The 10,423-nt window shown below is 74.3% G+C and carries 2 protein-coding genes; both read right to left on the reverse strand.

From position 1 onward, the window contains the following. Window positions 1-2,071, reverse strand: a 2,071-nt coding sequence (locus tag ABEB00_RS02960; protein ID WP_345617234.1) for a type I polyketide synthase, incomplete at its 3' end; no start/stop codon positions are given. A 46-nt stretch (window positions 2,072-2,117) separates the two neighbouring features. After that, entirely contained in the window at window positions 2,118-10,403 is an 8,286-nt protein-coding gene (locus tag ABEB00_RS02965; protein ID WP_345617235.1) for an SDR family NAD(P)-dependent oxidoreductase, read from the reverse strand. Between the last annotated feature and the right edge of the window lie 20 nt (window positions 10,404-10,423).

Consider the following 10,423-nt stretch of genomic DNA (forward strand, 5'->3'; position numbering starts at 1 on the left):
TCAGCCGGCCGCGCGCCGCGACCAGCGCCGCCGCATCCTGAAGCGACAGCACACCCGCGACATGCGCCGCGACAACCTCACCGATCGAATGCCCGGCCACCACGTCCGGCCGCACACCCCAGGACTCCAGCAACCGGAACAGAGCCGACTCCACCGCGAACAGCCCGGCCTGCGTGAACACCGTCCGATCCAGCAAACCGTCACCAGCGCCGACCTCGCCGAAGATCACATCCTTGACGGAGTGCTCCACATCAAGGTGACCGTCCAGCGCCGCACAAGCCTCGTCCAGCGCCCGCGCGAACACCGGGTACCTCTCATACAGCTCAGCGCCCATGCCGATCCGCTGCGACCCCTGCCCGGGGAACACGAACACCGTCTTGCCCCCGGCGCCCGTACCCGTGACCACCGCAGGCGAGGACTCACCCGCGGCCAGCGCCGCCAGCCCGGCCACCGTCTCCTCCCGCGACCCGGCGACCACCACGGCCCGCTCCGACAGCACCGCCCGCCGGGACACCAGCGCCCCCGCGACGGTCGCCAAGGGAGCATCGCTGTCCCCGACGAACGACGCCAGCCGTCCCGCCTGCCCGGCCAGCGCACCGGCACTCCGCGCCGAAACCACCACCGGCACCACCACCGGCAGCACCACGGGCCTCACCACCGGCACCGGACCATCGCCCGGGGTCACCGGCTCGACGGCGGGCTCCTCCGGCGCCTGCTCCAGGATCAGGTGCGCGTTGGTGCCGCTGACGCCGAAGCCGGAGACGCCCACCCGGCGCGGCCGGTCGGTCTCCGGCCAGGGGCTGCTCTCATGGAGGAGCCGCACCGCCCCGGCCTCCCAGTCCACGCGGGTGCTGGGCTCTTGGGCGTGCAGGGTGGGCGGGAGGATGCCGTGGCGCAGGGCCTGCACCATTTTGATGACGCCGGCGACGCCGGAAGCGGCCTGGGCGTGGCCGATGTTCGACTTCAGCGAGCCGAGCCACAGCGGGCGTTCGCGGTCCTGGCCGTAGGTGGCGAGGAGGGCCTGCGCCTCGATGGGGTCGCCGAGGACCGTGCCGGTGCCGTGCCCCTCGACCGCGTCCACGTCGGCCGGGGACAGTCCGGCGTTCGCCAGGGCCTTGCGGATCACGCGTTGCTGCGACGGCCCGTTGGGGGCGGTCAGGCCGTTCGACGCGCCGTCCTGGTTGACCGCGCTGCCCCGCAGTACGGCGAGTACCCGGTGGCCCTTGCGGCGGGCCTCGGACAGCCGTTCCAGTACGACCACACCGGCGCCCTCGGCCCAGCCCGTGCCGTCGGCCGTGTCCGCGTACGACTTGCAGCGTCCGTCCGAGGCCAGTCCCCGCTGCCGGGAGAAGTCCACGAAGGTGTGCGGGGTGGCCATGACGGTCGCGCCGCCGGCGAGGGCCATCGAGCACTCGCCGCGCCGCAGCGCCTGCGCCGCGAGGTGCATGGCGACAAGGGAGGACGAGCAGGCCGTGTCCACCGTCACGGCCGGGCCCTCGAAGCCGAAGACGTAGGAGATGCGGCCGGAGGCGACGCTGCCGGCGCCGCCGGTGCCGGCGTAGCCCTCCAGTTCCGGCGGGAGGCTGCCGCCGATGAAGTAGTCGACGCCCATGATGCCGTTGAAGACGCCGACGTCCGCGCCCTTGAGGGAGAGCGGGTCGATGCCGGCCTGTTCGAGTGCTTCCCAGGAGGTTTCCAGGAGGAGCCGCTGCTGCGGGTCCATCGCCAGCGCCTCACGGGGGGAGATGCCGAAGAACTCGGCGTCGAACAGACCGGCCTCGTGCAGGAAGCCGCCCTGGCGGGCGTAGGTGGTGCCGGTCTTGTCCGGGTCGTCGGCGAAGAGGGTGTCCAGGTCCCAGCCGCGGTCGGCGGGGAAGTCGGACACCGCGTCCCGGCCCTCGGCGACCAGGCGCCACAGCTCCTCCGGCGTCGTCACGCCGCCGGGCAGCCGGCAGGCCATGCCGACGATCGCGACCGGCTCGTCCGCGTTCCGCCGGACCTGCCGGCGCAGGTCGTGCAGTTCGGTCGTGACGCGCTTGAGGTACTTGAGGAGTTCCTGCTCTGTGGCCATCTTCCATTCCTCACCGAGGGTTTGACGGTCCGCGCGAACGTGACGGTCAGACGATTCCGAATTCGTCGTTGATGAAGTCGAGGACCTCATCGGCGGAGGCCGATTCCAGTTGCTCCGCCACGGCGGAGCCCGGTGCCTCCTCGACCGCTCCGTTGCACTTCGCGACCAGACCCTGGAGGCGAAGCACGATGTCGGCCTTCTTGGACTCGTCGGCAAGCAGTCCGGCGATCAGTGAATCGATGTCCCCGATCTTTTCGTGCACCAGCGACAGGGCGTCGTCGGTGGTCCCCAGTTCCGCGTGGAGATGGCGGGCCAGAGCAAGCGGGTTCGGGTAGTCGAAGACGACCGTGGCGGCGAGTTTGAGTCCGGTGGTCTCGCGGAGCCGGTTGCGCAGTTCGACGGAGGTCAGCGAGTCGAACCCGGCGTCCTTGAACGCCGTCTCCGTACCGACCTGTTCGGCCCCGGCGTGACCGAGGACGCTCGCGACGTGGCCGCGGACGAGGTCCAGGAGCAGTGCTTCCTGTTCGGCGGGGTCGAGTCCGGTGAGCCGGCGGGTGAGTCCGCCGGTGCTGTCCCCGGCCGTGGCACGGACCGGTTGGCGGCCGGTGCGGACCAGGCCGCGCAGCAGGGGCTGCACGGCGCGTCCCGCTGTCGCGTCGCCGCGCAGGGCACGCAGGTCCAGCTTGATGGGTACGAGGAGGGCCGCGCCGGTGTCGAGGGCCGCGTCGAGGAGCCGCATGCCCTCGGCGGGGCCGATGGGCAGGACGCCGCCCCGGCTCATCCGGGCCTGGTCGGCGGCGCCCAGGTGGGCGGTCATGCCGCTGGTCTGCTCCCACAGGCCCCAGGCGAGCGAGGTGGCGGGGAGGCCGGCCGCGCGGCGCTGGTGGGCGACCGCGTCGAGGTAGGCGTTGGCGGCGGCGTAGTTGCCCTGGCCCGCCGAGCCGAACAGTCCGGACGCGGAGGAGAAGACGGCGAACGCCGTCAGGTCCAGGGCGCGGGTCAGTTCGTCCAGGTGCCGTACCGCGCTGACCTTGGGTGCGAAGACCCCGGCGAGCCGTTCGGGGGTGAGGGCGCCGATCACGCCGTCGTCCAGGACACCGGCGGTGTGGATCACACCCGTCAGGGGGTGCTCCGCCGGAACCGAGTCCAGCAGTTCCGCCACCGCCGTACGGTGGGACACGTCGCAGGCCACCAGGTCCACCGACGCCGCGCCCAGAGCCGACAGTTCGGCCTTCAGCTCCTCGGCGCCCTCGGCCGCCGCACCCCGCCGGCCGGCCAGCACCAGGTGCCGTACACCATGGTGCTCGACCAGGTGCCTGGCCACCAGCGCGCCCAGCGAACCGGTACCACCGGTGACCAGCACCGAGCCACCGGGACGGAACCCGACGGCCGGGCCGCCCTCCGGCGCCCGCACCAGCCGCGGCACCGACAACACCGCACCACGACCCGCGTCACCCGCGGCGCCACGTACCGCCACCTGGGCCTCGCCCGAGGCGAGGACCGGGGTCAGGAAGTCGTCCACGGGGGTGTCGGTGGCCGGGTCCAGGTCGAGCAGGACGATCCGGCCGGGGTTCTCGGCCTGGGCCGCGCGGACCAGGCCCCAGACCGCCGCACCGGCCGCGTCGGTCACGGCCGCGTCGCCGCCCGCGGGCACCGCGCCCCGGGTGACCACCAGCAGTCGCGCGCTCTCGAACTCCTCGTCGGCGAGCCATGCCTGGACCGTCTCCAGGACGGTGGCGGTCCGGGCGAGTGTCTCCTCGGCGCCGTCGCCGGAGCCCGCCGACTCCAGGACGGCGGCCTCGGGCACCTCGCCCTTGAGCGCGGTCACCTCGGCGGCGCCGGTGACCCGTTTCCACCCGGGTACGGTCGCTGTCGGCGTCGTCTCGGCGGGCACGGGGAGTTCGGTCCAGTCGACGGCGAACAGGGCGTCGCGGTCGTCGTCGGCCGTCGCGGCGGCGTCGAGCTGTTCGACGTCGACCGGGCGGAAGGTGACCGAGTCGACGGTCAGGACGGGACCGCCGTCGTCGTCGACCGCGACGAGGGTCAGCACGTCGGTTCCGCGCGGCGCGATCCGCACCCGCAGGGAGGCGGCGCCGGCGGCGTGCAGGGCCAGGCCGTTCCAGGCGAACGGCAGGACGTTGGGTCCGTCGTCGGGCTGGGCGAAGGCCCCGGTGTGCAGGGCCGCGTCCAGCAGGGCGGGGTGGAGGCCGAACCGGGCCGCCTCGTCGCGCCACTCGTCCGGCAGGGCCACCTCGGCGAAGATCTCCTCGCCGCGCCGCCACACCGCTCGCAGGCCCTGGAAGGCGGGGCCGTAGGCGTAGCCGTTGCTCGCCAGGTCCGCGTAGAAGGAGGTGGGGTCGAGGCCGACGGGTTCGGCGTCGGCCGGCGGCCAGACCGTGGTGTCGAAGGCGGGGCTGTCCGGCACCGACGCGGTCAGGGCGCCGGTGGCGTGGCGGGTCCAGGCGTCGGTGCCGATCTCGCCGGCGGTGTTCTCGCGGGCCGAGTAGACCGCGACGCTCCGCAGGCCGTTGCCGTCGGGGCCGCCGACGGCGACCTGGACCCGGACGCCGCCCTGTTCGGGGACGATCAGGGGTGCTTCGATGACCAGTTCGTCCAGTACTCCGCAGCCGGCCTCGTCACCGGCCCGTACGGCGAGTTCGACCAGGCCGGTGCCGGGCACGAGGACGACTCCGCCGACGGCGTGGTCGGCCAGCCAGGGGTGGGTGCGCAGGGACAGCCGGGAGGTGCAGAGCACTCCGCCGGTCTCCGGTACCTCCACCACCGCGCCGAGCAGCGGGTGGTTCGCCGTGCTCTGGCCGAGGGCTGCGGCGTCGGTGGCGGGGGCGGTCCGCAGCCAGTAGTGACGGTGGTCGAAGGCGTACGTCGGCAGGTCCACGTGGGCGTTGGTGGCGCCCTCGGGGAGCACGGCCGTCCAGTCGACCTTCGCGCCCCGGACGAACAGCTCCGCGAGGGAGAGCAGGAGCGTCTGTGCCTCGCCGCGCTCGTCGCGCAGGGCGGGCACGCCCACCGCGTCCTCGCCGGCCGACTCGGCGATGGCACCCGTCAGGGCACCACCGGGGCCGAGTTCCAGGAACACCGAGCCGCCCGAGGCCGCGATCCCCTCCGCGAAACGGACCGGACGGCGGACGTGCTCGACCCAGTAGGCCGGGTCCGTCAACTGGCCCGGTCCGGCGATCCGGCCCGTCACGTTCGATACGACGGGGATCGACGGTTCGTTCCAGGTCAGCCCGGACAGCGCCGCCGCGAAGTCGGACAGCATCGGCTCCATCAGCTCCGAGTGGAAGGCGTGGGAGACCGTGAGCCGCTTCACCCGGCGGCCCTGCTCGACCAGTTTGTCCGCCACGGCGGTGACGGCTCCCTCGTCACCCGAGAGGACGACCGAGCCGGGCGCGTTGACCGCCGCGAGGTCGACGCCCGCGCCGAGGTACTCCTCGATCTCCGCCACGGTGGCGGCGACCGCGACCATCGCCCCGCCCGGCGGCAGGGCCTGCATCAGCCGGCCGCGCGCCGCGACCAACGCCGCCGCGTCCTGAAGCGACAGCACACCCGCGACATGCGCCGCGACGACCTCACCGATCGAATGCCCGGCCACCACGTCCGGCCGTACACCCCAGGACTCCACCAGACGGAACAGGGCCGACTCGACCGCGAACAGCCCGGCCTGCGTGAACACCGTCTGATCCAGCAGGCCGCCGCCCGCGTTGCCGACCTCGCCGAAGATCACGTTCTTGACGGAGTGGTCCGCCCAGCCGGCCAGCCGGGCGTCCAGCGCGGCACAGGCCTCGTCCAGCGCACTGGCGAAGACCGGATAGCGGTCGTACAGCTCGCGGCCCGTCCCGAGCCGTTGCGAGCCCTGCCCCGGGAACACGAACACCGTGCCGCCGCCGCTCTCCGAGCCGGTGACCACACTCGGCGAGGACTCACCCGCGGCCAGCGCCGCCAGGCCGGCCACCACCTCCTCCCGTGACCCGGCGACCACGACGGCCCGCTCGGACAGCACCGCCCGCCGGTCGACGAGTGCTCCCGCGACGGCTGTCGGCGAGACCTCGGCCGCCGCGACGAACTCGGCCAGCCGTGCGGCCTGTCCGGCGAGTGCGCCGGCGCTCCGCGCCGAGACCACCACCGGCAGCACGCCGTCGGCCGGGGCCACCGGTGCCGCGGCCGGCTCCTCGGGGGCCTGTTCCAGGATCACGTGGGCGTTGGTGCCGCTGACGCCGAAGGCGGAGACACCGGCGCGGCGCGGGCGGCCGGTCTCCGGCCACGCCCGGGCCTCGGTGAGCACCTCCACCGCACCCGTGGACCAGTCCACCTCGGTCGACGGCTGGTCGACGTGGAGGGTGGGCGGCAGTACCGCGTGCCGCAGCGCTTCGACGGTCTTGATGACACCGGCGACCCCGGCGGCGGCCTGGGCGTGGCCGATGTTCGACTTCACCGACCCGATCCGCAGCGGCTCCTCGCGGTCCTGGCCGTAGGTGGCGAGCAGGGCCTGTGCCTCGATCGGGTCGCCGAGGACCGTGCCGGTGCCGTGCGCCTCCACCGCGTCCACCTCGGACACGGACAGTCCGGCACTGGCCAGGGCCTTGCGGATCACGCGTTGCTGCGACGGCCCGTTCGGAGCGGTCAGGCCGTTCGACGCGCCGTCCTGGTTGACCGCGCTGCCCCGGACCACCGCGAGTACCCGGTGGCCCTTGCGCCGGGCCTCGGACAGCCGTTCCAGTACGACCACACCCGCGCCCTCGGCCCAGCCGGTGCCGTCGGCGGACGAGGAGAAGGCCTTGCACCGGCCGTCGGGGGAGAGCGCCTGCTGCCGGGAGAACTCCACGAAGGTGTAGGGGTTGGCGAGGACGGTGGCGCCGCCGGCCAGGGCCATCGAGCACTCGCCGCCCCGCAGCGCCTGCGCGGCGAGGTGGATGGCGACCAGGGACGAGGAGCAGGCCGTGTCCACGGTGACCGCGGGGCCTTCCAGGCCGAAGACGTACGACACCCGACCGGAGGCCACGCTGCCCGCGGAGCCGGTGGCCGTGAACCCGGCCAGTTCCGGCGGGAGTTCGCCGCCGAAGCCGTAGCCCTGGGTCATCACGCCGGAGAACACGCCGACGTCCGTGCCCTTCAGGGAGAGGGGGTCGATGCCCGCCCGCTCCAGCGCCTCCCAGGAGGTCTCCAGGAGGAGCCGCTGCTGCGGGTCCATCGCCAGCGCCTCACGCGGCGAGATCCCGAAGAAGCCCGCGTCGAACAGGCCGGCGTCGTAGAGGAAGCCGCCCTGGTCGACGTAGGACGTCCCGACGCGGTCGGGGTCGGAGTCGAACAGGCCCTCCAGGTCCCAGCCCCGGTCGGACGGGAAGCCGGACATGGCGTCCCGGCCCTGGGCGACCAGTTCCCAGAGGTCCTCGGGGCCGGCCACACCGCCGGGCAGCCGGCAGGCCATGCCGACGATCGCGATCGGCTCCCCGGGGTCGGCCGCGGCGACGGCCGGTACGGGGGCGGCCCCGGCGGCGGCGACGTGGCCGAAGTGGCTGTGCAGGTGGCGGGCGAGGGCGAGCGGGGTCGGGTAGTCGAAGACGACGGTCGTCGGCAGGGTGAGGCCGCTGGCGTCGCGGACCCGGTTGCGCAGTTCGACGGAGGTGAGGGAGTCGAAGCCGGCGTCCTTGAACGCCTTCTCCGCCCTGACCTGGTCGGCCCCGGCGTGGCCGAGGACGGTGGCGACCTGTCCGCGGACGAGGTCCAGGAGCAGCGCCTCCTGCTCGTCGGGGGTGAGTCCGGCGAGCCGGTCGGCCAGGCCGCCGCCGCTGCGGTCCGCGGTGGCCGTCCGGGCGGCCTGCCGGGTGACCCGGATCAGGCCGCGCATCAGCGGCTGGACCGTGCCGCCGGAGGCCGCGTCGGCACGGGCGGCCCGCAGGTCCAGCTTGATCGGGACGACGAGGGCCTGCTCGGCGCCGAGCGCGGTGTCGAAGAGGGCCAGGCCCTCTTCGGGGGTGAGGGCGCGGACGCCGCCGCGGCCCATGCGGGCCTGGTCGGTGGCGCTGAGGTGGGCCGTCAGGCCGGTGCTCTGCTCCCACAGCCCCCAGGCCAGCGACACGGCCGGCAGTCCGGCGGCGCGGCGGCGGGCCATCAGGCCGTCGAGGTAGGCGTTGGCGGCGGCGTAGTTGCCCTGGCCCGCCGAGCCGAACAGTCCGGCGCCGGAGGAGTAGACGGCGAAGACCGTCAGGTCCAGGGCGCGGGTCAGTTCGTCCAGGTGGGCGGCGGCGCTCGCCTTCGGGCCGAAGACGCCCGCCATCCGTTCGGGGGTGAGGGCGCCGATCACGCCGTCGTCCAGGACACCGGCGGTGTGGATCACACCCGTCAGGGGGTGCTCCGCCGGGACCGAGTCCAGCAGTTCCGCCACCGCCGTACGGTCGGACACGTCGCAGGCCACCAGGTCCACCGACGCCGCGCCCAGACCCGACAGTTCGGCCTTCAGCTCCTCGGCACCCTCGGCCGCCGCACCCCGCCGGCCGGCCAGCACCAGGTGCCGTACACCATGGTGCTCGACCAGGTGCCTGGCCACCAGCGCGCCCAGCGAACCGGTACCACCGGTGACCAGCACCGAACCACCGGAACGAAACCCGACGGCCGGCCCGGACTCCGGCGCCCGCACCAGCCGCGGCACCGACAACACCGCACCACGACCCGCGTCACCCGCGGCGCCACGTACCGCCACCTGGGCCTCGCCCGAGGCGAGGACCGTGGCGAGCAGCGGTTCGACAGCCGTGCCGTAGCCGATGTCGAGGTCGGTGTCGGTGTCGATCAGGACGATCCGGCCGGGGTTCTCGGCCTGGGCCGCGCGGACCAGGCCCCAGACCGCCGCACCGGCCGGGTCCGTCACCGCGGCGTCCCCGCCGGCGGGCACGGCCCCCCGGGTGAGGACCACGAGGTGGGACTCCTCCAGGCTGGTCGCGGCGAACCAGTTCTGGAGCACGGCCACCATGCGGTCGGCCTGGGAGAGGGCGGCGTCGGCGGTGCCGTCGGGGGTCACGGCCTCGATCACGGCGACCATGGGGCCGGTGGCCGCGCCGGCGAGGATGTCGACCTCGTCCGGGTGGAACAGCGGCACCCACTGCGGCACCTGCCGCGCCTCGGCGGCGACCGCCGGGAGTTCCGTCCACTCGACGCGGAACAGGGAGTCGGCGGCGTCGCCCTGGACCGCGGTCAGCCGGTCGCCGGGGACCGGCAGGAAGCCCAGGGCGTCCAGGGTCACGACGAGACCGCCGGCCTCGTCGGCCGCCTCCAGGGCGAGAGCGCCGGTGCCGGTCGGGGCGAGCCGCACCCGGAGCGTGGTCGCGCCGGTGGCGTGCAGGGTGAGCCCCTGCCAGGTGGCGGGCTGCCACAGCCGCTGCCCGGTGCCGTCCGGGTCGGCCGTGGCCGCGTGCCGCAGCCCGGACTGCACGGCGGCGTCGAGCAGCGCGGGATGGATGCCGAACCGTTCGGCGCCGGCCCGCTGTTCCTCGGCCAGGGCGACTTCGGCGAAGACCTCGTCACCGCGCCGCCACAGCGCCCGTACGCCCCGGAAGGCAGGGCCGAAGGGGTGGCCGAGGTGGAGCAGGTCCTTGTACAGCTCGTCGGCGTCGGCCGGGCGGGCGCCGGTGGGCGGCCACAGCGTCAGCTCGGCGCTCGCCTCGGCGGCGGTGAGCGGGGCGGGTGACAGCCGTCCGGTGGCGTGCCGGGTCCAGACGGCGGCCTCGGCGCCCTCGCCGGCCGCGTGGATGTCGACGGTGCGCGCACCGGTGTCGTCGGGGCCGCCGACGGCGACCTGGACACGTATGCCGCCCTCTTCGGGCAGTATCAGCGGTGTCTCCACGGTCAGTTCGTCCAGGCGGGTGGTGCCCGCCTCGTCGCCGGCGCGCAGGGCGAGTTCGACCAGGGCGGTGGCGGGTACGACGACCGCGTCACCGACGACGTGGTCGGTCAGCCAGGGGTGGGTGCGCGGGGAGAGACGGGAGGTGAAGACCAGCCCGTCGGTCTGGGGCAGCGGGACGACCGCGCCCAGCAGGGGGTGGTCGGCGGCGGCCTGGCCGAGCGAGGAGGCGTCGGTGGCCGGCGCGGTCTTCAGCCAGTAGTGGCGGTGGTCGAAGGCGTACGTCGGCAGGCCGAGGTGGGTGTCACCGGCGCCCTCGGGCAGTACGCCGGTCCAGTCGACGGTGACGCCCCGGACGAACACTTCGGCCATCGACGTCAACAGCCGTCGCAGACCGCCCTCATCACGGCGCAGGGAGCCGGTGGCCACCGCGTCCGCGCGGGTCTCGTCGACGATCTCGCTGACGGGCTGGACGAGCACCGGGTGGGCGCTGGACTCGA

Origin of the sequence: Streptomyces ziwulingensis, from assembly GCF_039542605.1 — a bacterium.
GTDB classification, from domain to species: domain Bacteria; phylum Actinomycetota; class Actinomycetes; order Streptomycetales; family Streptomycetaceae; genus Streptomyces; species Streptomyces ziwulingensis.